Raw genomic sequence first — 21,572 nt, 5'->3', positions numbered from 1 at the left:
CTGTCCGCCGAAGATCACACAGCGGCCTGACGGCAGCCGGCCCCTCGCACAGCGGCCGGATCAACGGGGAGACGGAACATGGCGGACGCACGCAGACAACTACGCTCGGGCACGGTCGTACTCGGCGGCATGGGACTGCTCGCCGCCGCCCTCACCGCCTGCTCCTCCGACCCCGACAAGCGCTGCGTCGACCGCGACAGCTACAACCTCGCCAAGGGCTACAAGGTCGTCGCCGACAAGAGCTGCAACTCCACCAGGACCTCGGCGAACGGCGCCTGGTACTACGGCGGCAAGAAGAAGGGCTCCTGGGTCGAGGGCGGTTCCTTCACCAAGCCCCGCAAGAGCTCCGGCTCCTCGGGCGGCGGCCACGGCAGCAGCGTCGACCGCGGCGGCTTCGGCAGCGGCAAGGGAAGCTCCGGCGGCTGAGCGACCCATGCGAAGGCACCAGATCACCCCGCGCCCCGACTGGCAGCGCACCGTCGAGGAACAGGGCCTCGTCTATCCGCTCACCCGGTATCCCGACGACTCCCTGCGCCCCTACTGGGACGAGAGCGCCTACTACTCCTTCACGCTCCCGGAGGTCGAGGCCCTGGAGGAGACCGTCGAGGAACTGCACCGCATGTGCCTGGCCGCGGCCGAGCACATGGTGTCCCGTCACCGCCTCGCCGACCTCGGCATCACCGACCCCCGCCTCGCGCAGACCGTCGCCGAGGCCTGGCACCGGCGCGCCGAACTCCCGTCCGTCTACGGCCGTTTCGACCTCCGCTACGACGGCACCGGTCCGGCGAAACTGCTGGAGTACAACGCCGACACGCCCACCTCCCTCGTCGAGGCCGCCTCGCCCCAGTGGTTCTGGATGCAGGACCGCTTCCCCGGCGCCGACCAGTGGAACTCCCTCCACGAACGCCTCGTCGCCGCCTGGAAGAACCAGGCCGCCCTCCTCCCGCCCGGCGCGCCCCTGCACTTCGCGCACTCCGCCGCCGACGAGCTCGGCGAGGACCTCATGACCGTCGCCTATCTCAAGGAGACCGCCGAACAGGCCGGCCTCGACACCGACTGGATCTCCATGGAGGAGATCGGCTGGGACCCCCTCTCCGGCCGCTTCGTCGACAACCGCCTCCGCTTCATCCGCAGTTGCTTCAAGCTCTATCCCTGGGAGTGGCTCACCAGCGACCGCTTCGCCGACCACGTCCTCGACACCCTCGACAACGGCGGCGGCACCGGCACCACCTTGTGGATCGAACCCGCCTGGAAGATGCTCCTCAGCAACAAGGCCCTGCTGGCCGTCCTGTGGGAGCTGTATCCCGACCACCCCAACCTCCTCCCGTCCTACCTCGACGGCCCCCGCGACCTCGCCCGCACCACGGGCTACGTCGCCAAGCCCCTGCTCGGCCGCGAGGGCGCCGGCGTGACGATCCACGCCCCGCACACACCCCCGCCCGAGCCCCAGGAACCCTGCTGCTACCAGCAGTTGGCCCCGCTGCCCGACTTCGACGGCAACCACGTCGTCCTCGGCGCCTGGGTCGTCGAGAACGAGTCGGCCGGCCTAGGCATCCGGGAGTCGTCGGGCCTGGTCACGGACGAGTACGCCCGCTTCCTCCCGCACGTCATCCGGTGAGTCCGCCGCCCGGCCGGACCTCGCTCGCATGGTGGACGGGACACGTCCGCCCCGCGACCTGCCCGGTAGGCTGACCGGCGGGCCGTGACTGGCGCGCTGGGATGGGACCAACCATCGGGGAGCGGCCCGAACGGAAACTGTGTGCCGTGCGCCTGGGCCGTACCGTGAACGCCGAACGCAACGTCCGGAGGTCCTGATGCCCGACAACTCTGCGCCCCTTTCCCCCGAGTCCACCGCCTTCCGCTCCGCCCTCGATGTGATCCGTGCCGTCGAGCCGCGCGTCGCCGACGCCATCGGCCAGGAGGTGGCCGACCAGCGCGAGATGCTCAAGCTGATCGCCTCGGAGAACTACGCCTCCCCGGCCACCCTCCTCGCCATGGGCAACTGGTTCAGCGACAAGTACGCCGAGGGCACCGTCGGACGCCGCTTCTACGCCGGCTGTCGCAACGTCGACACCGTCGAGTCCCTCGCCGCCGAGCACGCCAAGGAACTCTTCGGCGCCCGCCACGCCTACGTCCAGCCGCACTCCGGCATCGACGCCAACCTCGTCGCCTTCTGGTCCGTCCTCGCCCAGCGCGTCGAGGCCCCCGCCCTGGAGAAGGCCGGCGTCCGCCAGGTCAACGACCTCTCCGAGGCCGACTGGGCCGAACTGCGCCAGGCCTTCGGCAACCAGCGCATGCTCGGCATGTCCCTGGACGCCGGCGGCCACCTCACCCACGGCTTCCGCCCGAACATCTCCGGCAAGATGTTCGACCAGCGCTCCTACGGCACCGACCCCACCACCGGCCTCATCGACTACGAGGCCCTGCGCACCTCCGCCCGCGAGTTCCAGCCGCTGATCATCGTCGCCGGCTACTCCGCCTACCCCCGTCTCGTGAACTTCCGCATCATGCGCGAGATCGCCGACGAGGTCGGTGCGACCCTGATGGTCGACATGGCGCACTTCGCCGGCCTGGTCGCCGGCAAGGTACTGACCGGTGACTTCGACCCGGTCCCGCACGCCCAGATCGTCACCACCACCACCCATAAGTCGCTGCGCGGCCCGCGCGGCGGCATGGTCCTGTGCGACGACTCCCTCAAGGACCAGGTCGACCGCGGCTGCCCGATGGTCCTCGGCGGTCCGCTCCCGCACGTCATGGCCGCCAAGGCCGTCGCCCTCGCCGAGGCCCGTCAGCCCTCCTTCCAGGACTACGCCCAGCGCATCGTCGACAACTCCCGCGCCCTCGCCGAGGGGTTGATGAGCCGCGGCGCCACCCTCGTCACCGGCGGCACGGACAACCACCTCAACCTGATCGACGTCACCACCTCCTACGGCCTCACCGGCCGCCAGGCCGAGGCCGCCCTCCTCGACTCCGGCATCGTCACCAACCGCAACTCCATCCCCGCCGACCCCAACGGCGCCTGGTACACCTCCGGCATCCGCATCGGCACCCCCGCCCTGACCACCCGTGGCCTCGGCACCGCCGAGATGGACGAGGTCGCCGCGCTCATCGACCGCGTCCTCACCACCGCGGAGCCCGGCACCACCAGCAAGGGCGCACCGTCCAAGGCCCAGCACGTCCTCGACCCCAAGGTCGCCGACGAGATCTCCCGCCGCGCCACCGACCTCGTGGCCGGCTTCCCGCTGTACCCGGAGATCGACCTGGGCTGAGGCCCACCGGGCTGACGCCCACCCCGACGCTTGGGCAAACCGCACCTCACAGGTCGAGGTCGATCAGCTCATGTCGTGGCTCCTCCCGCGGCGGTCCGGCTCCCTGCCGGGCCGCCGCGCGGCGTATCAGCAGCGTGCCGCCGACACCGACCGCGATCCCCACGGCGAGCCCCGGCAGCGTCCACCAGACACCACCCCGGCCGAGCCCGCCTCCGCCCAGCCTGTCCGCCGTGCCAGCTCTGGCCTGGCTGTCCGTCCTGCCCGCCGCGGCCGAGCCGGTCTGCGCGGACTCGCTCCCCCCAGCCCTGCTCCGCGGCCCGTCCCCGAGCCCGTCGAGCACGCCCTGCTGCTCCAGCGTCACGAAGATCGAGCGCGGCGCCCGATGCCAGCGGATGTCGTCGTCCTCCACATCCGGCGCGAGGTCGCTGCGCACCCAGGGCGAACCGTCCGCCGCCACGAACAGTTGGTCCTGCCGCTCCATGGCCACGTCACCGCCCGGCGCCCGGTCGGTCTGCGGCCAGCCCCCGACGCCCGACAGCCCCCAGATCACCGTGAAGTCCACCGGGGGATACCGGCCCTCGGTCCACTCCTCCGGCACCCGTTCCGTCCCGGTGAACGACGGCCGCAACAACTCCGTCAGCCGGGCGAACGCAGGCTCGCCGGAACGCAACGCCATCGTCCGCCCCGTGCCACCCGCGACGATCACCGCTGTGTCGGGAGTGTCCCGGCCCGGCGTCGGAGCCTCCGCAGCTGCTCGGGCCACTGCCCCGGGCCCGGCCTCCGCGCCGACCGCCGCGTCGGCCATCGGCACCCCGCACAAGGTCACCGCCACCACCGGCAACATCACCGCAAGCCGCACCGTCGCCCGCCCTACTCGTGGGCCATGCCCAGCCCGCCCGGTCCGCCCGCACCCCCTCATACGTCCCGCAACTCCTGCCTGGGCCCCGACTCCCGCCCTCCGCGCCCCCACCCCGGCGGCAGCCGCGACGCCAGCGGTCGCAGCACCAGCGCCACCCCCGCCCCGGCCGCCGCCCCCGGCAGCGTCCACCACCAGTTGGACCACCAGCGGGTGCCGTCGGGCGGGTCCGGCAAGCCGACCGACACGGTGGTCGTCGACGTGTCCGGTACGTCGGTCGGCACAGTGGCCGGCTCCGGCGTCGGCTCCTCCGATCGCCACGGCTCCGGGAAGATGCCCGTGGAGGCGTCGCCCGAGGCCTTGCCCATCACGCCCAACTTCTTCAACAGAGCGCGTAGTTCGGCGGGGTGGTCGGCGCGGTGCCAGTAACCGTTCGGCGTTTCCGGCATGTTGGCCGCCGTGTGGATCCAGACGGCGCGGGGCCCGGAGTCGACGGGGAAGACCCGGTCCACGCGCCAGGGCGACATGTCGTGCACCATCCATGTGACGTTGATCTGCCGCGCGTTGGCCAAATTGACCTCGGCCGGCTGGTCCCGGCTGCCCACCTCCGCCGCGCCGAGCAACTGTTCCAGCGCGCCGTACTCCTTGTCGGAGTAGTACAACCCGGTGGCCTGGCCGCTGGCCGGCGAGGTCACCAGCACACTCGTCGGTCCGCCCGCCGAGGCCGACGACGCCACCCACGTCATCAGGGCCAGCGTCACCGCCAACGCGCCTGCCAACACCGCCAGTTCACGGACCCGGCCCCGCCATCTGTTCCGCCACCCCTGCATCGCGTCCCCCAACCAGTCGTCCCCTCGACCCGTCCCCGAGCCGCATGTCACTTCTGGTACACCGCCCGACCCGCCGGGGTTCCCACCCCGACCGCACTATTTCGCCGACCCGCCGGCAGACCCGCCGCCGGAGCCATCGGAAGGTCCGTCGGCAGACCCGCCTGAGCCCCCGCCGGACCCCTCGGCAGAGCCCGCGGCAGACATCCCCCCGGCCTTCTCCAACCCCTTCGCGATCTCCACCGCCCGAGCCCTCGACGCCACCCCCTCCAGCCGGAGCGTCACCTCGTCGAGGCCGGTCCGGTGCATCCACAGCAGCGTCGGCCCGGCGGTCCGCTCCTTACGGGTGAAGCGGCTGCCGTCCGCGTCGATCAGCCAGAAGCTCAGCAGATGAGGGCGGGGGAACCACAGGGCGTAGTCCCGAATGCCGTCGGTCGAGGTCTCCTCGCCCAGCGGGACCCACTCCGGCTGCTCGCGCGCGGTCTTGGCGAAGGTGAGGTCCAGTGGGTTCGGCATCTCGTCCAGCCGGACCGTGTGCCCGTCCTCGCGCCAGCACAGGCTCACCAGGAACCGCCCGTGCGGCTCATCGGTCACCGCCACCGTGTCCGGGACGCCCAGCGCCTTCGGCACCAGCGGTTCGAACCCGGCGCGCTGCTCGGCCTGTCCGAGCGACACCGACCGCCCGCACCCGGGCACCTCGGCGCCGGGCGACGGCACCGCCGACGGGTCGTACCGCACCTCGACCCCGCCGAAGTCGAACCAGTCGAAGACCGCCGCCCGCACCGGGGGCGTGAGCACGAGCACCGTCAGCAGGCCGCACAGCAGGGCGGTCAGCGAACGCCAGCGCAGTCGTGTCCAGTGCCGGACCGACCGCAGGCGCGCGCCGACCGGCCGTGGCTCGGGGACCGGGGTCGGCAGCTGTTCGGCGAGTATCTGGCCCAGTACCCGCTCGACCATCGTCTCGGAGTCGTCGGCGCCTCCGGTGCCGGGCGCGTCCAGCGACCGGCCCAGCGCCTTCAGCTCCTCCGGCAGCCGGGCGGCCTCCTCCCGGGTCCGGCCCCGCTCCCGTCCCTGCTCGCGTCCCCGCGCACGTCCTCGCGGACCCCGGCCGCCGCCCCGACCGTCGCCGCGGCCGCGTGGGCCCCGGCCACCGGTGCCTCCGGCGGCACGGCCGCCCTCACCCTCGTACCTCTGCCCCTCGTAACCCCGATCCTCGAAGCTCTCGCCCTCGTGGCTCTCGCCCTCGAAACCGTCGTCCTCGTGCGACTCACTCATGCTCATCACCCCCTTCCCGAGGTCGGAAATCCGGCAGCAGTCTGCCCAGCTTTCGCAGGGCGCGGCTGAGGCGGGACTTCACCGTGCCTCTCGGCCAGCCCAGGGCCTGGGCGGTCTCCGGCTCGTCCATCTCCAGCAGATAGCGGTAGGTGACGACCAGGCGGTGCTCCTCGCTCAGCTTCTCCAGGGCGGACAGCAGGGCCGCGCGACGCTCCGTCTCGATGGTCGCGACCGCCGGGTCCGCCGATTCCGGTATCAGCGGCTCGGCCTCGGCGAACGCCGCTTCCCGGCCGGCGAGCGTGCGCTGCCGGGCCGCCGTGCGCACCGTGTTCCTCGTCTCGTTGGCGACGATCGACAGCAGCCACGGCTTGAAGGCCGCGCCGTCCTTGAACCCGCCCAGCGCGCAGTACGCCTTCACGAAGGCCTGCTGCACCACGTCCTCCGCGTCCGCACCCGCCCCGAGTGCCGCGGCCGCCCTGAGCGCGATGCCCGTATGGGCCCGCACCAGCTCCGCGTACGCCTCCGGCTCTCCGGCGCGTACGCGTGCGATCACCGCGGCCTCATCGACGATGCGGCCCCCCTCCCGCGTTCTCACACATTTGGTACACCGCCCGACCCGGATCGGTTCCCACCCGTGTCACATCTGTTTCCGACCGGTTCCGGACCCGCCCCCCAGACCTGAGAGAATGGTGAGCATGGCTTCTGACCGTCCCCGCGTGCTCTCCGGAATCCAGCCCACCGCAGGCTCGTTCCACCTCGGCAACTACCTCGGCGCCGTCCGCCAGTGGGTGGCTCTCCAGGAGTCCCACGACGCGTTCTACGCGGTCGTGGACCTGCACGCGATCACGATCCCGCAGGACCCGGCGGAGCTGCGCGCCAACACCCGGCTCGCCGCCGCGCAGCTGCTGGCGGCCGGGCTCGACGCGGAGCGCTGCACGCTCTTCGTGCAGAGCCACGTCCCCGAACACGCCCAGCTGGCGTGGGTCATGAACTGCCTGACCGGGTTCGGCGAGGCCTCCCGCATGACCCAGTTCAAGGACAAGTCCGCCAGGCAGGGTGCCGACCGGGCGAGCGTCGGCCTGTTCACGTACCCGATCCTCCAGGTCGCGGACATCCTGCTGTACCAGGCCAACGAGGTGCCGGTCGGTGAGGACCAGCGGCAGCACATCGAGCTGACCCGCGACCTCGCCGAGCGCTTCAACGGCCGCTTCGGCGAGACCTTCACGATCCCGAAGCCGTACATCCTCAAGGAGACGGCGAAGATCTACGACCTCCAGGACCCGTCGATCAAGATGAGCAAGTCGGCGTCCACGCCGAAGGGCCTCATCAACCTCCTCGACGACCCGAAGGCCACCGCCAAGAAGGTCAAGAGCGCGGTCACCGACACCGACACCGTCATCCGCTACGACGCGGTGGAGAAGCCGGGCGTCAGCAACCTGCTCACGATCTACTCGACCCTCACCGGCAAGTCGGTCGCGGAGCTGGAGCGGGACTACGAGGGCAAGATGTACGGCGCCCTCAAGACGGACCTCGCCGAGGTCATGGTCGACTTCGTGACGCCCTTCAAGGAGCGCACGCAGCAGTATCTGGACGACCCGGAGACGCTCGACTCGATTCTGGCCAAGGGCGCGGAGAAGGCGCGTGCCGTCGCCGCGGAGACCCTCTCCCAGGCCTATGACCGGGTCGGCTTCCTGCCCGCGAAGCACTGAGGCGCACAACCGCACACACGTACCACTGGGCAGAGCGCTGCACATCACTACGGTTGCGCCTGCCCGCATCCCAGCCGTGGCCGTACAGTCGATAGCCGAACGGATGGGAACGACCGACCGACACGACGACAGGAGATGACGTGGGGACCGTAACGATCGGCGTGTCGATCGCGGTCCCGGAGCCTCACGGCAGCCGCCTCCAACGGCTGCGCACCGGCTTCGGGGACGCCGCTGCTCACGGCATCCCCACGCACGTCACCCTGTTGCCGCCGACGGAGGTCGACGGCGCTTCGCTGCCGGCCGTCGAGGCGCATCTGACGGAGCTCGCCGGGAACGGCCGTCCGTTCCGGATGCGGCTGTCCGGCACGGGCACCTTCCGGCCGCTGTCGCCCGTCGTCTACGTGCGCGTGGAGGATGGCGCCGAGGCGTGCACCTGGCTGCAGAAGCAGGTCCGCGACGCCTCCGGGCCCGTCGCACGCGACCTCCAGTTCCCGTACCACCCTCATGTGACGATCGCGCACGGCATCGACGACGAGGCGATGGACCGCGCCTTCGAGGAGCTCGCCGACTACGAGGCCGAGTGGCCGTGCACCGGGTTCGCGCTGTACGAGCAGGGCGCGGACGGCGTGTGGCGCAAGCTGCGTGAGTTCCCCTTCGGGAGCTCGGTGGTGCCGCCGCAGGCCGGTCATGTGGAGCGGGGCACCATCCCGAGCCGGTAGGTCTACGCCTACAAGGACAGCCGTCGGCCTCCATCTACAGGGACAGCCGTCGGAACACCCCGCGCGGGACGTGCCGCAGGGCCGACATCACCACGCGAAGCGTGCCGGGCACCCACACCGTCTCCGAGCGGCGGCGCAGGCCCAGTTCGACGGCCGTCGCGACCGCCTCAGGGGTCGTCGCCAGCGGCGCCTCCGGCAGCCCCGCCGTCATCTTCGAGCGGACGAACCCGGGGCGTACGACCATGACCTGCACGCCGGTGCCGTGGAGCGCGTCGCCGAGGCCCTGGGCGAACGCGTCCAGGCCCGCCTTGCTGGAGCCGTAGATGAAGTTGGCGCGGCGGGCGCGCTCGCCGGCGACGGAGGAGAGCACCACGAGCGAGCCGTGGCCCTGCGCCTGCAACGCGCGTGCGCTCACGAGCCCGGCCGACACCGCGCCCGTGTAGTTGGTCTGCGCGACGCGCACCGCGGCGGCCGGATCACGCTCGTCGTTCGCCTGGTCGCCGAGGATCCCGAAGGCGAGCAGCACCATGTCGACGTCGCCCTCGGCGAACACCTTGCCGAGCGCCACCTCGTGCGCGTCGGGGTCGAGCGCGTCGAAGGCCACGGTGTGCACGTCGGCGCCGAGACCGCGCAACTGCTCCGCCGACTGCTCCAGGGCCGGCGAGGGGCGTCCGGCGAGCCACACCGTGCGGGTGCGGCGGGCGATCAGACGGCGGGCGGTGGCGAGGGCGATCTCGGACGTACCGCCGAGGACGAGCAGGGACTGGGGGAGACCGAAGGCGTCCTTCACGAGAGAGCTCCTAGCGGGTGCCTGGGGGTGCCTGGGGTTGCGTGGAGGGTGTCCGGAAGGTGCCCGGAGCTTGGGGTTGCTCAGAGCTTGGTGCTGCTCAGAGGGCGAGGCGGCGGGCGAGGTCCGACACGAACACCCCGCGCGGGTCGAGGTCCGCGCGCAGTGCCCGGAAGTCGTCGAGGCGCGGGTACATGGCGGCGAGCAGGTCGGGGCGCAGCCGGGAGTCCTTGGCGAGGTAGACGCGTCCCCCGGCCTCGGCCACGTCCTCGTCGAGCCGGTCGAGGAGGACGCCGAGGCCGGGCAGGCCCGCCGGGATGTCGAGGGCCAGCGTCCAGCCGGGCACGGGGAAGGAGAGCCAGCCGGGGTCGGCCTCCCCGAAGCGCTTGAGGACGGCCAGGAAGGACGGGCACCGGTGCTCGGAGATGCGCCGCACGATCCGGCGCAGGGCGTCCTCCCGGCCGTGTCCGACGACGAACTGGTACTGCACGAAGCCACCGCGGCCGTAGACGCGGTTCCAGTGCGGCACGCCGTCCAGGGGGTGGAAGAAGGCGGGGATCCGCTGGAGTTCGCCGGTACGCGCGCGGGGTGCCTTGCGGTACCAGAGCTCGTTGAACAGGCCCACGGTCGTGCGGCTCAGAAGGCTCTCCGGGAGGAAGGCGGGGGCGGCCGGGAGCCGGCGGGTCCGGAAATCCAACGGTGTTCTACGCGTGCGTGCGGGCAGCGCGTCGAGGGGCGCGTGGTCGCCGCGCGAGAGCACCGCGCGGCCGGTCGCCGCGCCCCGCGCGAGGAGGTCGATCCAGGCGACCGAGTAGCGGTAGTGGTGATCGGTCGCCGTGAGGCGTGCCATCAGGTCGTCGAGGTCCGTCGCGCGTTCGGTGTCGACCGACATCAAGGACGTCTCGACGGGCAGCAGTTGAACGGTCGCCGTCAGGATCACGCCGGTCAGGCCCATGCCGCCGGCGGTCGCGTCGAACAGGGGCGTGCCGCGGCTCACCGTGCGGATCGTGCCGTCCGCGGTGAGGAGTTCGAAGGACAGGACGTGCCGGGAGAAGGAGCCTGAGACGTGGTGGTTCTTGCCGTGGATGTCAGCGCCGATCGCGCCGCCGACCGTCACCTGGCGCGTGCCCGGCGTCACCGGCACGAACCAGCCGAGCGGCAGCAGGACCTCCATCAGCCGGTGCAGGGAGACGCCCGCGTCGCACAGCACGATGCCCTCGGCGGCGTCGATCACGTGGACGCGGTCCAGACCCGTCATGTCGAGCACCGCGCCGCCGGCGTTCTGCGCCGCGTCCCCGTAGGCCCGCCCCAGGCCTCTGGGAATGCCCCCGCGGGCCCCGCAGCCCCGGACGGCCGCCACGGCCTCCTCGTACGTCCCCGGGCGGATCAGACGGGCCGCCGTGGGCGCGGTGCGGCCCCACCCGGTGACGGGAACGGGGACGGCTGCGCGAACGGGAGCGGGGACGGCTGCGGGAACGGGCGCGGACGTGGGGGCGGCGTCGGCAGACATGTCCGCGACCGTATCGCCCCTATGTGATCGCTTTGTTCATAAACATGACCTCCCTCCCTGAAATGGGTGATTAATGGGATGTCGCTCAATATTGCCGGAGTTCCAACGGCGTTGACGTGAACAGTGAGTCCACATGGAGCACACGGACCCCACGGACCCCATGGACCTGGACCACCGAGTCCTTTCGGCCTGCCGGGCGTACGGCGCCGATCCGCGCGTCGCCGGAGCCGCGCGCGCCCTCTCCCGGGCCGGCGAGCACGGCGCGCTGTGGCTCGCGGCGGGGCTCGCGGGAGCCGCCGTGGACGGTGCGCGACGCGGCACCTGGTTGCGCGGCACGGCGCTCACCGCCGGTGCGCACCTCGTCAGCATGGGCGTGAAGAGAGCGGTGCGCCGCCCGCGTCCGACCCACGTCGAACCCCTCGTGCGCACCGCGGGCCGGCACTCCTTCCCCAGCTCCCACGCGACCTCCGCCGCCGCCGCGGCCGTCGCCTTCGGGGCGCTCGGCGCGCACGCGGTCCCGCCGCTCGCCGCCGCGATGTGCCTCTCCCGCCTGGTCGTCGGCGTCCACTACCCCTCGGACGTGGTGGCGGGCGCGGCCCTGGGGGCGCTCACGGCGTGCGTCGGATCGCGCTGGATGAAGACCGCGCCGGACGACGGAGGGCGCTCATGACGGAGACCGCGCCCCTCACCGGCAGCGCGCGCACCCGCGAGACGGCGCTCCTGGAACAGCGCACGCCCGGGCGACGTACCCCATCACCCCGCAGGGGCACCCGCCTCGGCTCGGTCCTCCGCGGTCTGCTGAGGACCGCGCGCCCCAAGCAGTGGGTCAAGAACGTCCTGGTCGTCGCCGCCCCGGCCGCCGCCGGCCAGCTCTTCACCCGGCACGCGCTCACCCAACTCGCCCTGGTCTTCGCGCTGTTCACCGCCTGCGCCGCCGCCGTCTACCTGATCAACGACGCCCGCGACGCCGAGGCCGACCGCGCCCACCCCACCAAACGGCACCGCCCGGTCGCCGCAGGACAGGTCCCCGTACCCGTCGCCTACGCCGTCGGAGGCGCCCTCACGGCCCTCGCACCGGTGCTCGCGGCCTGGCTGGTCTCGCCGGTCGTCGCGGCGCTCCTGACGGCCTACCTGGGCATGCAACTGGCCTACTGCGTCAGCCTCAAGCACGTCCTGGTCGTCGACCTCGCCGTCGTCACGACCGGCTTCCTGATGCGGGCGATGATCGGCGGGCTCGCCCTCGGGATCCCGCTCTCGCGCTGGTTCCTGATCACGACCGGCTTCGGCGCGCTGTTCATGGTCGCGGCCAAGCGCTACTCCGAGGCCGTGCAGATGGCCGGAAAAGGCGGCGCCACGCGCGCGTTGCTCACCGAGTACACCACCGGCTACCTGCGGTTCGTGTGGCAGCTGGCCGCCGGGGTCGCCGTGCTCGGCTACTGCCTGTGGGCCCTGGAGGAGGGCGGCGTCTCGCACGCGAGCGTGCTGCCCTGGCGCCAGTTGTCCATGGTCGCCTTCATCCTCGCCGTCCTCAGGTACGCCGTCTTCGCGGACCGCGGCACGGCGGGCGAACCCGAGGACGTCGTCCTGCGCGACCGGGCGCTCGCCCTCATCGCCCTGGTGTGGCTGGCGATGTACGCGCTGGCGGTGGCGAATTGGTGACCCAAGCGAGCCCGGCGCCCGCCGTGAGCCCCGCCACGGCACTCGCCCGCCCCGCCTCCCCCGGCCGGCCCAGCCGTCGCGAACTCCTCGCCTTCGCCGCCGTGGGACTCCTCGCCTACGCCACCGACCTCGCCCTCTTCACCTGCCTGCGCGGCCCGGCCGGGCTCGACCCGATCACCGCCAAGGCGCTCTCCTTCGTGGCCGGCTGCTCGATCGCGTACACGGGCAACGCGCTCGGCACCTACCGGGGCACCGGACCGGGCGGCCTGCGCCCCTACGCCGTCTTCGTCGCCGTCAACATCGCCGGCGCCCTCGTCCAGCTCCTGTGCCTCGCCGTCAGCCACTACGGCCTCGGCCTCACCTCGCAGCGCGCGGACACGGTCTCCGGTGCTGTAATCGGCATGGCCCTTGCGACGATCCTGCGGTTCTGGGGTACTCGCACATTGGTTTTCCGCAGTGAGGGCAGAGTCGGATCATGGACTGGCTGAAGAAGCTCCCCGTCGTCGGGCCGCTGATGACGCGGCTGACCGCCACGCACGCGTGGCGGTCCTACGAGCGCCTGGACCGGGTGAAGTGGTCGCGGCTGGCCGCCGCGATGACGTTCATCAGCTTCATCGCGCTGTTCCCGCTGCTCACCGTGGCCGCCGCGGTCGCCGCCGCCACGCTCAGCACCGAGCAGCAGAACACGCTCCAGGACAAGATCGCCGACCAGGTGCCCGGCATCTCCGACCAGCTCGACATCCACGGTCTGGTGCAGAACGCCGGCACGATCGGCCTCATCGCCGGTGCCGCGCTGCTGTTCACCGGCATCGGCTGGGTCGGGTCGATGCGCGACTGTCTGCGCGCGGTGTGGGAGCTGCCGGACCGGGAGGGCAACCCGATCCTGTCCAAGGCCAAGGACGCGATCATCCTGATCGGCTTCGGCGGCGCCGTCCTCGTCACGATCGCCATCTCGACCGTCGCCTCGGCCCTGGTGGGCTGGATCGGCGAGCAACTCGGCCTCCAGGAGGGCGGCATCGGCCGGGCCCTGCTGCGGATCGCCGCGTTCACCGTCGCCGTACTCGCCGACTTCCTGCTGCTCCTGTACGTCCTCACGCTGCTGCCCGGCGTGGAGCCGACGCGCCGTCGGCTGCTGGTCGCCGCGCTGACCGGCGCCGTCGGCTTCGAACTGCTGAAGCTGCTGCTGAGCGGGTATATGCAGGGCGTCGCCGCGAAGAGCATGTACGGCGCCTTCGGCGTGCCCGTCGCGCTGCTGCTGTGGATCAACTTCACCTCGAAACTCGTCCTGTTCTGCGCCGCCTGGACGGCGACACAGAGCGAGCAGGACGAGATCCGCGAGGAGGAGGCCGAGGAGCGCGACGGGGAGATCCGCAAGGTCAGGGACGAGGACGACGACGTACCAGATCAGGCAGCGGCCAGCGGCGGTTGACCAGGAAGGCGGCGGCCGCGAGCAGCACCAGCGCACCGCCCGTGATCGCCAGCGCCGTCCCGATGCCGCCGGAATCCTCCTCGGCCGCGGCCTTCTTCGTCACCGGGTCCGTCGACGCGTCGACGGACCCGCCCGCCTGCCCCGAGGAGGCCGTGGCGCCCGGCTGGGCGCTCGCCTGCGCGCCCTTCGGCGCCACCAGCTCGCCCACCGGCTGCGCCTTGCCGGCCGCCTTGAAGCCCCAGTCGAAGAGCTTGGAGGTCTCCTTGTAGACCTCGTTGTGGTCGTTCTTCGACGGGTTCATGACGGTGACGAGCAGCACCTTGCCGTTGCGTTCGGCGACCCCCGTGAAGGTCGCGCCCGCATTCGTCGTATTGCCGTTCTTGACGCCCGCGATGCCCTGGTACACAGGGGTGTCGTAGTCGCCGCTCAGCAGCCGGTTGGTGTTCTGGATCTCGAAGGACTTGCGGACCTTCTTGCCCTTCTTGTTCTTCTTCGTCTCGCCCGGGAACTGCGCCCGCACCGTCGAGCAGTACTCCCGGAAGTCCTTCTTCTGCAGCCCCGAGCGGGCGACCAGGGTCAGGTCGTACGCGGAGGAGACCTGCCCCGGCGCGTCGTAGCCGTCGGGGGTGACCACGTGCGTGTCGAGGGCCTGGAGCTCCTCGGCGTGCTCGTTCATCTGCTGGACGGTGGTGTCGACACCGTCGTTCATCGCCGACAGCACGTGCACGGCGTCGTTGCCGGAGCGCAGGAACACGCCGAGCCACAGGTCGCGGACCGTGTAGGTCTCGCCCTCCTTTATCCCGACCATGCTGGAGTCGGCCCCGATGCCCGCCAGGTCGGCGGGGACGACCTTGTGCTTCTCGGCCTTCGGGAACTTCGGCAGCACCGTGTCCGCGAACAGCATCTTCATCGTGCTCGCCGGGGGCAGCCGCCAGTGCGCGTTGTGCGAGGCGAGCACGTCGCCGGACTCGGCGTCGGCGACGATCCAGGAGCGGGCCGTGAGGTCCTTGGGGAGCACGGGGGCGCCGCTGCCCAGATCGACCTGCGTGCCCGCCTGCCCGAGGCGTGCGCCGCCCACGGTCGACATCTTCGCCGGGGGTGCGGCCGACGGACTGGTCGAAGGACTGGAGCTCGTCGAAGGACTCGGACTCGTCGAGGGACTCGGGGCCGCGAGCGTGACGGGCGCGGTCAGCGCGAGCGACGACAGGGCGGCGGAGGTGACCAGCAGGGTTCGCCTGACGGTCTTCTTGGCAGCGGGCACGGACGAGAACGTACATGGCGTGCGACGGGAAGTCCCACCGCCCACCCCACCCCGGGAAGGGAACCGGACAGGCGGCGGCGATACTGAACGTATGAAGCTCAGCCGCCCGGTCTCCTGGTTCCTGCTCGCCTTCGGGGTGTGGAGCTGGGTCATCTGGGTCACTTTCGTCAAAAACCTTGTCAAGGACAGCAGCGGGCTCGCGTTCGAGGACGGGAACCCGACGGCGTACTTCTGGGTGCACCTGACGCTCGCCGTCGTCTCCTTCGTATTGGGGACGGTTGTGGGGGGCATCGGGTTGCGCGGACTGCGCGCATTGCGCCGCGCCGCATAGAAGTCCGCGCGGAAGTCCTCCAGAAATCCTCCAGAAGTCCTCACAAAAGACAGCGGGGTTCACGGCACGGTGGTCATCGTCTTCGCGCTGCTCGCGCTCACGGTCCTGGTGGCGGGCAACTGGTATCTGTGACGCCGCCTGTTCCGCGACACGACCCGGGGCCCGGGTGTCATGCGCCGCGTGGGCGTGGCCGTCGTCGCGGGCGGCTGGCTGCTGGCGATCGGCGCGCTCGTCGCCGAGCGGTCCGGCGCGCCCTTCTGGCTCCAGCAGACCCTCGCCTGGCCGGGCTTCCTGTGGCTGGCCCTCTCCATCTACCTGCTGCTCGCGGTGGTCGCGGGAGAGGTCGTACGACCGCTGCTGCGCCGCCTGCTGGAGCGCCGGGCGCGCCCGGCGGCGGACGTACGGGAGCCGGTCCCGGCGGGAGCACTGCCGGCGCCCGCTGAGGAGCCGACTCCCGAGGAGGCACCCACCACCGCCTCCTCCGGGACAGCCGAACGGCCCGCGCCCCCCGACCCCTCCCGCCGCCTCTTCGTCTCCCGTGTCGTCGCCGGTGCCGGCGCCGCGATGGCCGTCGGGACCGTGGGATACGGGACGTACGGCGTCCTGCGCGGCCCGCGCGTGAAGCGGGTCACCGTGCCGCTGGCCAAGCTCCCGCGCGGGGCGCACGGTTACCGCATCGCCGTGGTCAGCGACATCCACCTGGGCCCGACGCTGGGCCGGGGCTTCGCGCAGCGGGTCGTCGACACGATCAACGGGACCCAGCCGGACATCGTCGCCGTCGTCGGCGACCTGGTCGACGGCAGCGTGAAGGACCTGGGCCCGGCCGCCGCGCCGCTGTCGCAGCTGAAGGCGCCCGCCTACTTCGTCACCGGCAACCACGAGTACTTCTCCGGCGCCGAGCAGTGGGTCGAGGAGGTGCGCCGGCTCGGTCTGCTCCCGCTGGAGAACGCGCGCACCGAACTGCCGTGGTTCGACCTGGCCGGCGTCAACGACATCGCGGGCGAGAGCGAGGGGCAGGGCCCGGACTTCACCAAGGCGCTGGGCGACCGCGACACCACGCGCGCGTGCGTGCTGCTCGCCCATCAGCCGGTGCAGATCCACGACGCCGTCGACCACGGCGTCGACCTCCAGCTCTCCGGCCACACCCACGGCGGTCAGCTCTGGCCCGGCAACTTCGTGGCGGAGGCGGCGAATCCGACCGTCGCGGGCCTGGAGCGGTACGGCGACACGCAGCTCTACGTCTCCCGGGGCGCCGGCGCCTGGGGGCCGCCCACGCGCGTGGGCGCGCCCTCGGACATCACGGTGATCGAGCTGGCCTCGACGCGCGCCTGAGCGTCGGCGTCTCTTTCCAGAAGGCGACCCACTTTCCAGAGGGCCGACTTCCTTACCGAAGGCCGACTCCCTAACCGAGGTCCACGCCCCTCGCGAAGCCCAACTCCCTTTCCAGGAGCCCGCTTTCGCCGGTTTTCACATCCTGTGGACGGGCTGTGAAACCCGGCCGAAACGATCCTTCGGTAAGTGTTCTCTCATCTCGCCAGATTTCCCTTCCCCCGGCTGAAACACGTGTGGTTAGGTGAGCCGCGCCGCTCGGGGGAGCGGCCTGGGGAGTGAACGGTGGGGTGGGTCCCGACGGGGCCCGGAGAGGGCAAACCGATGCGCTCGGTTCGCACGCGGATTCTCGCGACGGTACTGGTACTCGCGGCCGCGGGAGTGGGCGGCTGGCAGTTGCTGCCGTCGCAGGAGAATTCCGGCAAGACGATCACGGTCGGTACGACGGACGCCGTCACGGCGCTCGATCCGGCCGGCGCCTACGACGCGGGTTCGTGGGCGCTGTTCAGCAACGTCTTCCAGTCACTGCTGACCTTCGACCCGGGCGGTGCCGAGCCGGTGCCCGACGCGGCCAGGAGCTGCGTCTTCGTCGGCAGCGGACTGACCACGTACCGCTGTGTGCTGCGGGACGGCCTGACCTTCCCGAGCGGGCGCGCGATGACCGCCGAGGACGTCAAGTACTCCTTCGACCGGGTCAAGAAGATCAACTCCGACGTCGGCCCGTCCTCGCTGCTGAGCACGCTCAAGTCGGTCGACGCCAAAGGCCTGACGGTCACCTTCCACCTCTCCTCGCCGGACGCCACCTTCCCGTTCAAGGTCGCCACCGGGGCCGGTTCGATCGTCGACCGCACCAAGTACCCGAGGAACAGCCTGCGCACCGAGACCGGCGCCGACGGCACGGGGCCGTACAAGCTCACGTCGTACGCGAAGAACAAGAAGGCCGTCCTCGCCCCCAACGCGCACTACAAGGGCGACGTCCACGACACCGGACGCCCCATCGACCTGCTCTACTACGGCAGCGCGGCCGCCCTGGAGAAGGCCTGGAAGGCGAAGCAGATCGACGTCGCTGCCCGGCAGCTGCCGCCGACGACGCTCTCGCGGCTCTCCGCCAGCGACCCCAATCAGCGCGTCAACGAGTCCGACACCTCCGAGACCCGCAACCTCTACCTCAACACGCGCCAGAGCTCGCCCCTGCACGACGTCCAGGTCCGCAAGGCCATGGCCTGGCTGATCGACCGCGAGGAACTGGCCGCGACGGTCTACCAGGGCACGGTCGACCCGCTGTACTCGCTGATCCCCACGGGCATCACCGGTCACACGACGTCGTTCTTCGACACCTACCCCAGGCAGGACGAGCAGAAGGCGAAGGAGCTGCTCACCGAGGCCGGCGTGACGACCCCCGTCACCTTCACCTACGGCTACGCCGAGGGTCGCGGCGCCGCCCAGGCGGAGGCCGAGGACCTCAAGAAGCAGCTGGAAGCCGGCGGCCTGTTCAAGGTCACGCTCAAGGGCTACGAGTGGACCGACTTCCAGAAGCAGTGGGCGGCCGGGAAGCTCGACGCGTACGCCGTCGGCTGGGTCGCCGACTATCCCGACCCGGACACCTTCGGCGGCCCGCTCGTCGGCACCGGCAGCACCATGAACACGGGCTACAGCAACAAGGCCGTCGACCGGCTGATCCAGGCCAGTCAGCAGTACCCCGACCGAGGGGACGCCGCGGCCGACTTCAAGACGCTGCAGGAGGACATCGCGCGCGATGTGCCGGTCATCCCGCTGTGGCAGGGCAAGGAGTACGTGCTCAGCAACGAGGCCGTCGGCGGCGGCCAGTACCTCTCGGACGCCACCGGTGTGTTCCGGCTGTGGAGCCTGACCTGGATCTGACTCCGGTCGGGCGGCACCGACCTTCACCCGAGTGACGCGCGACGCCCACCCGACGCAGGAGGATGTGACGGAGGCGTGCGTGGGGTGAGGAGGACATGTGCTCAGACGCGACTCCTTCCGGCTGCCCCGCCACCCGGCCTCCGTCGGCCTCGCCCGGCACCGGGTACGCGACCACCTGGCCGACTGGGGACACGGTCCCGACGACCCGGCCCTGCACGACGCCGTCCTCCTGGTCTCCGAACTGGCCACCAACGTCGTACGCCACGGCCCGCTCCTGGAGCGCGAGTTCGAGGTGGCCGTGACCGCGCTCTCCGACGGCTCCTGCCTCATAGAGGTCTCGGACGAGGGCCGGACCGAACCGCGCCTGCGCCTGGTGACGGAGTGGGACGAGACCGGCCGCGGTCTGCGCCTGGTGGAACACGTCGCGGCGGCCTGGGGGGTGTGGAGTCGCGGCCGACACGGCAAGACGGTGTGGGCGCTGGTGCTGACCGAGGCCTGAGCGGTGTCGGGGCGCGAGCCGCATAGAGGCTTACGACGGATCGAGGTCCTCCGCCTCCACAGCCACCCGCGCCGGCAGCGTCACCGTCACCGTCAGCCCCTCGCCCGGGGCCGTGCGGACCGTCACCTCGCCGCCGTGGGCCTGGACGACGCCCTGCACGATGGCCAGGCCGAGGCCGCTGCCCGCGCCGCCGCCGGCTCGGAAGAAGCGGTCGAAGACCCGGGCCGCGTCCTCCTCGCACAGCCCGGGACCCTTGTCCTCGACACAGAGGCGTACGACGCCGTCCGCCCGCTCCAGGCCGAGCCGCACCGGCACGTCCGCGGGGGTGTGCGTGCGGACGTTGCCCGTCAGGTTGCCGAGCACCTTCCGCAGGCCCGACTCGTCGGCCCGCACCAGCAGCGCGCCGTCGGCGCCGACCGATATGGGCCGCTCCGGCTGCTGCACCCGCAGATCCTCGGCCGCGTCCCGCACCAGACGGCTCAGGTCGACGTTGCGCAGGAGCAGTTGCGGCTCCTGGTCCAGACGGGCCAGCGTGAGCAGTTCGTCCACCAGGCGGCCCATGCGGTCCGTCTCCGCCAGCACCCGGTCCCAGGCCCGCCGGCGCTCCGCGGGGTCGCTCAGCATGCCCTTGTCGTACAGCTGGAGGTAGCCGCGGATCGCGGACAGCGGGGTGCGCAGCTCGTGCGAGGCATCGCCCACGAAACGGCGCAGCTGGGCCGCGCTGCGTTCGCGCGTGCGGTACGCCGACTCGACCTGGTGGAGCATCGAGTTGAGGGCGAGGCGCAACTGCTCGACCTCCTGCGTCGGATGGTGGCTGGAGGGCACGCGCCGGGTCAGGTCGCCCTCGGCGATCGCCGACGACGTCTCCACCATGTCCTCCAGCGGCCGCATCCGGCGGCTGACGCTCATCATGGTCAGCCAGGCCAGCAGCACGAGGAGCAGCCCGCCGACGGCGAAGTCGAGCCGCAGGGCCTTGCCCATGCCCATGTGCAGGGCTTCGGTCGAGGCCGCCATCAGGATGTATGTGCCGTCGGCAAGCCGGACGGCGGTGACCCGGTACGAGGCGTGGTTCACCGTCACGTCGTGCGGGCCGGTGTCCCGGGCGAGGGCCGGGGCGTCGTGGGCGGCGCGGGCCAGGTCGATCTGCGCGTCGGTGAGCCGCACGCCGAGGATGCCGACGGCCTTGCCCCGGTCGTCGACGGCCGTGTAGATCGAGTCCGGTGCCGACCGGTCCTTGGCCGAGTCGTCCGGGACGATCTTCTCCTTGGCGAAACCCAGGGCGCCGAGCGAGTCGACGTTCCGCATGGTGAGTTCCGAATCGCTCAGCGAGTCGCGCATCTTGATCAGCTCGGCGTCCACCTGGTCGAGCAGGTAGTACCGCATCCCCATGAGGCTGACGGCGGTGGTCGCCACGATGCCGAGGGCCAGCAGCGCCACGTTGGCCAGCGTCAGCTTGGCGCGCAGCGAGTGCAGGCCCCGTTTGCAGAACGCGGGGCGCAGCGGGCGGCGGAACGGATGGAGGAACGTCATGCAAGCCCGTATCCGACGCCACGCCGCGTGGTGATCACCGGTGCTCCGAGGGTGTCCAGCTTGCGCCGCAGATAGCTGATGTAGGTCTCCACGACGGTCGACTCGGGCGGGGTGTGCTCGTACTGCCAGACGTGCCGCAGCAGTTGCTCCTTCGACACGATCCGGCCGCCGTTGCGCACCAGGAAACGCAGCAGCGCGTACTCGGTGGGGGTCAGCTCGACCGTGCGGCCCGCGCGGTGGACGCTGTACGTCGTCTCGTCCAGCTCCAGGTCGCCGTAGGTCAGCGGTGGCCGCTGGGGCAGCACGTCGGCCCGGCGGGTGCGCCGCAGGACGGCGGTGATCCGGGCGACGACCTCGTCGATGTTGAACGGCTTGGTGATGTAGTCGTCGCCGAAGCCGAGGGCGCCGACGATCTCCGCGGGCGCGTCCCGCGCGGTGAGGAAGACCAGCGCCAACTCCGGCCGCTTCGCGCGCAGTTCACGCCCAAGAGCCCGGCCGTCGCCGTCCGGCAGCATGACGTCGAGCAGCGCCGCGTCGGGGCGGGTGCGCTCGACGAGCGCGAGCGCCTCGCGGACGGTGCCCGCGATCATCACCTCGAACCGGTGGTAGCGCAGGGCGATGGCGAGGACGTCCGCGATGCTCGGCTCGTCCTCCACCACCAGCACGGTGCCTGGAGCCGTCGTCATGCCCCCAGTATCGGC

At 71.5% G+C, this 21,572-nt stretch carries 22 protein-coding genes and 1 riboswitch; of the genes, 13 read left to right on the top strand and 9 right to left on the bottom strand.

Translation table 11 applies throughout. The features are described 5' to 3' along the window. The first annotated feature begins 78 nt into the window (after window positions 1-78). The 3 genes from ACIP6U_RS06745 to ACIP6U_RS06735 all read left to right on the top strand — a co-directional run bounded on the left by ACIP6U_RS06745 (window position 79) and on the right by ACIP6U_RS06735 (window position 3,269). Window positions 79-426: a hypothetical protein gene (locus tag ACIP6U_RS06745; protein WP_401713793.1), complete on the top strand. Its 348-nt coding sequence runs from the start codon at window positions 79-81 to the stop codon at window positions 424-426. Window positions 427-433: 7 nt separating this feature from the next. Then, window positions 434-1,618, top strand: a complete 1,185-nt coding sequence (locus tag ACIP6U_RS06740) for a glutathionylspermidine synthase family protein (RefSeq protein ID WP_401713791.1) — start codon at window positions 434-436, stop codon at window positions 1,616-1,618. A gap of 74 nt (window positions 1,619-1,692) precedes the next feature. Further along, window positions 1,693-1,783: riboswitch (ZMP/ZTP riboswitch) on the top strand. Between the two features lie 31 nt (window positions 1,784-1,814). Beyond that, window positions 1,815-3,269, top strand: a complete 1,455-nt coding sequence (locus ACIP6U_RS06735; RefSeq protein ID WP_401713790.1) for a glycine hydroxymethyltransferase — start codon at window positions 1,815-1,817, stop codon at window positions 3,267-3,269. 46 nt (window positions 3,270-3,315) lie between these two features. On the opposite strand, the gene ACIP6U_RS06730 is transcribed toward ACIP6U_RS06735, so the two are convergent. The 4 genes from ACIP6U_RS06730 to ACIP6U_RS06715 all read right to left on the bottom strand — a co-directional run bounded on the left by ACIP6U_RS06730 (window position 3,316) and on the right by ACIP6U_RS06715 (window position 6,822). Further along, on the bottom strand, window positions 3,316-4,113 hold the full coding sequence (locus ACIP6U_RS06730; protein WP_401714420.1) for a hypothetical protein: 798 nt from the start codon (window positions 4,111-4,113) through the stop codon (window positions 3,316-3,318). A 71-nt stretch (window positions 4,114-4,184) separates the two neighbouring features. Then, window positions 4,185-4,871, bottom strand: a complete 687-nt coding sequence (locus tag ACIP6U_RS06725) for a hypothetical protein (protein ID WP_401713788.1) — start codon at window positions 4,869-4,871, stop codon at window positions 4,185-4,187. A 180-nt stretch (window positions 4,872-5,051) separates the two neighbouring features. Then, on the bottom strand, window positions 5,052-5,984 hold the full coding sequence (locus tag ACIP6U_RS06720; protein ID WP_401714419.1) for a hypothetical protein: 933 nt from the start codon (window positions 5,982-5,984) through the stop codon (window positions 5,052-5,054). 235 nt (window positions 5,985-6,219) lie between these two features. Then, a complete protein-coding gene (locus ACIP6U_RS06715) occupies window positions 6,220-6,822 on the bottom strand; it encodes an RNA polymerase sigma factor (RefSeq protein ID WP_401713786.1) in 603 nt (200 codons plus the stop codon). A gap of 100 nt (window positions 6,823-6,922) precedes the next feature. Between ACIP6U_RS06715 and trpS the strand changes: the two genes are divergently transcribed. Then, window positions 6,923-7,936, top strand: a complete 1,014-nt coding sequence (trpS, locus tag ACIP6U_RS06710) for a tryptophan--tRNA ligase (protein ID WP_401713784.1) — start codon at window positions 6,923-6,925, stop codon at window positions 7,934-7,936. A gap of 140 nt (window positions 7,937-8,076) precedes the next feature. Next, the gene (locus ACIP6U_RS06705; RefSeq protein ID WP_401713782.1) at window positions 8,077-8,655 is read left to right on the top strand and encodes a 2'-5' RNA ligase family protein; all 579 of its coding nucleotides are present in this window, start codon (window positions 8,077-8,079) and stop codon (window positions 8,653-8,655) included. 34 nt (window positions 8,656-8,689) lie between these two features. On the opposite strand, the gene ACIP6U_RS06700 is transcribed toward ACIP6U_RS06705, so the two are convergent. Beyond that, on the bottom strand, window positions 8,690-9,445 hold the full coding sequence (locus ACIP6U_RS06700) for a decaprenylphospho-beta-D-erythro-pentofuranosid-2-ulose 2-reductase (RefSeq protein ID WP_401713780.1): 756 nt from the start codon (window positions 9,443-9,445) through the stop codon (window positions 8,690-8,692). Between the two features lie 97 nt (window positions 9,446-9,542). After that, entirely contained in the window at window positions 9,543-10,952 is a 1,410-nt protein-coding gene (locus tag ACIP6U_RS06695) for an FAD-binding protein (protein WP_401713778.1), read from the bottom strand. Window positions 10,953-11,085: 133 nt separating this feature from the next. Here ACIP6U_RS06695 and ACIP6U_RS06690 point away from each other — a divergent pair, with 133 nt between their 5' ends. The 4 genes from ACIP6U_RS06690 to ACIP6U_RS06675 are packed head-to-tail and all read left to right on the top strand — an operon-like array spanning window position 11,086 to window position 14,040. Further along, window positions 11,086-11,622 (top strand): phosphatase PAP2 family protein, encoded by a 537-nt coding sequence (locus ACIP6U_RS06690; RefSeq protein WP_401713776.1) that lies wholly within the window; start codon window positions 11,086-11,088, stop codon window positions 11,620-11,622. Further along, window positions 11,619-12,611, top strand: coding sequence for a decaprenyl-phosphate phosphoribosyltransferase (locus tag ACIP6U_RS06685; RefSeq protein ID WP_401713774.1), 993 nt, complete (start codon window positions 11,619-11,621; stop codon window positions 12,609-12,611). The genes ACIP6U_RS06690 and ACIP6U_RS06685 overlap by 4 nt, the downstream gene beginning before the upstream one ends. Window positions 12,612-12,634: 23 nt before the next feature. Continuing rightward, the gene (locus ACIP6U_RS06680; RefSeq protein ID WP_401714418.1) at window positions 12,635-13,099 is read left to right on the top strand and encodes a GtrA family protein; all 465 of its coding nucleotides are present in this window, start codon (window positions 12,635-12,637) and stop codon (window positions 13,097-13,099) included. After that, window positions 13,087-14,040 carry a YihY/virulence factor BrkB family protein gene (locus ACIP6U_RS06675; protein ID WP_401713772.1) on the top strand — a complete coding sequence of 318 codons (954 nt, stop codon included), beginning with the start codon at window positions 13,087-13,089 and terminating at the stop codon, window positions 14,038-14,040. The genes ACIP6U_RS06680 and ACIP6U_RS06675 overlap by 13 nt, the downstream gene beginning before the upstream one ends. Here ACIP6U_RS06675 and ACIP6U_RS06670 read toward each other — a convergent pair. Continuing rightward, entirely contained in the window at window positions 13,988-15,454 is a 1,467-nt protein-coding gene (locus tag ACIP6U_RS06670) for a D-alanyl-D-alanine carboxypeptidase (protein WP_401713771.1), read from the bottom strand. The genes ACIP6U_RS06675 and ACIP6U_RS06670 overlap by 53 nt on opposite strands. Here ACIP6U_RS06670 and ACIP6U_RS06665 point away from each other — a divergent pair. The 4 genes from ACIP6U_RS06665 to ACIP6U_RS06650 all read left to right on the top strand — a co-directional run bounded on the left by ACIP6U_RS06665 (window position 15,393) and on the right by ACIP6U_RS06650 (window position 19,341). After that, window positions 15,393-15,632 carry an SCO4848 family membrane protein gene (locus tag ACIP6U_RS06665; RefSeq protein ID WP_401713769.1) on the top strand — a complete coding sequence of 80 codons (240 nt, stop codon included), beginning with the start codon at window positions 15,393-15,395 and terminating at the stop codon, window positions 15,630-15,632. The genes ACIP6U_RS06670 and ACIP6U_RS06665 overlap by 62 nt on opposite strands. Before the next feature lie 138 nt (window positions 15,633-15,770). After that, window positions 15,771-16,964: a metallophosphoesterase gene (locus tag ACIP6U_RS06660; RefSeq protein ID WP_401714417.1), complete on the top strand. Its 1,194-nt coding sequence runs from the start codon at window positions 15,771-15,773 to the stop codon at window positions 16,962-16,964. 321 nt (window positions 16,965-17,285) lie between these two features. Next, window positions 17,286-18,842 (top strand): ABC transporter substrate-binding protein, encoded by a 1,557-nt coding sequence (locus ACIP6U_RS06655; RefSeq protein WP_401713767.1) that lies wholly within the window; start codon window positions 17,286-17,288, stop codon window positions 18,840-18,842. Between the two features lie 97 nt (window positions 18,843-18,939). Continuing rightward, entirely contained in the window at window positions 18,940-19,341 is a 402-nt protein-coding gene (locus ACIP6U_RS06650; RefSeq protein ID WP_401713765.1) for an ATP-binding protein, read from the top strand. 30 nt (window positions 19,342-19,371) lie between these two features. Here the strand turns inward: ACIP6U_RS06650 and ACIP6U_RS06645 are convergent, their stop codons facing one another. Together ACIP6U_RS06645 and ACIP6U_RS06640 are read right to left on the bottom strand one after the other, a co-directional pair. After that, window positions 19,372-20,871 (bottom strand): sensor histidine kinase, encoded by a 1,500-nt coding sequence (locus ACIP6U_RS06645; protein ID WP_401713763.1) that lies wholly within the window; start codon window positions 20,869-20,871, stop codon window positions 19,372-19,374. Next, complete coding sequence (locus ACIP6U_RS06640; RefSeq protein WP_401713761.1) at window positions 20,868-21,557, bottom strand: response regulator transcription factor; 690 nt, start codon at window positions 21,555-21,557, stop codon at window positions 20,868-20,870. The genes ACIP6U_RS06645 and ACIP6U_RS06640 overlap by 4 nt, the downstream gene beginning before the upstream one ends. Window positions 21,558-21,572: the final 15 nt, after the last annotated feature.

Source organism: Streptomyces sp. NPDC088794, from assembly GCF_044750545.1.
In the GTDB taxonomy this organism is placed as follows: domain Bacteria; phylum Actinomycetota; class Actinomycetes; order Streptomycetales; family Streptomycetaceae; genus Streptomyces.
The sequence above is the reverse complement of the archived record's forward strand: the minus strand, read 5'-3'. Positions and strand labels throughout refer to the sequence as shown.